Here is an 801-nt window from a genome sequence, read left to right on the forward strand (position 1 = left end):
ATTGCGTAACCGGGTGTCCCTTGAGAGCTTCACCCATAACCCTTCCGAAAAAGGCTGCCGACTGCCCACTGTAGTTTCTCAGCATATGCTTGCTGTCCGGCTTGTCATAACCCATCCATACCGCTCCGGTATATTCCGGTGTATAACCGACAAACCAGATGTCCCGGTTACCACTGTTACCGCTAATTCCACTTTGGGTCGTACCCGTTTTACCAGCTACAGGCCAGTCAATACGTGCTTTGCGACCTGTACCGCTATTGACTACATTTTGCATCATTTGTGTCATTTCATAAGCCGTTTTTTCACTCATTACAGATTTAGTTTCCTCTTCATGAGTATAAACAACTTGATCATCACTATTGTTAATTTGCTTAATAGAATAAGCTTTTTGGAATTGTCCTTTATTGGCAAAAGCGCTGTACGCCTGCGCCATTTCAAGGGTATTCGTTCCTTTGCTTAATCCACCCAATGCGATAGCAAGTGAGTGATCATTTTTGTCCATCGGAATGCCTACGCTCTCGGCAAATTGAACCCCTTTTTCCACACCGATTTGGTTCAGCAACCATACAGGCGGAATATTTTCAGACTTCGTAATGGCGTCGAGCATGCTGATGGTCGACGAGTAACCATGCAAGTTTTTCGGACTGTATCCGTTAAAACTCTGGCGTTCGTTACTCAAAGGGGTATCCATCGTAAACTTACCGGATTCAAGAGCTGGCGCATAGGCTACAATCGGCTTAAAGGCCGATCCTGGCTGTCTGCGGCTCTGTGTCGCACGATTGAAGGTCCCCTTTTTGTAAT

General features: G+C 45.9%; 1 protein-coding gene. It reads right to left on the reverse strand.

Features of this window, described 5'->3' with window-relative positions; translation table 11 throughout:
- Window positions 1-801 (reverse strand): transglycosylase domain-containing protein (locus GRP75_RS28425; protein WP_272917258.1); only part of this gene is annotated, 801 nt, incomplete at both ends.

This window comes from Paenibacillus sp. OT2-17 (genome assembly GCF_009827695.1).
GTDB classification, from domain to species: domain Bacteria; phylum Bacillota; class Bacilli; order Paenibacillales; family Paenibacillaceae; genus Paenibacillus; species Paenibacillus polymyxa_B.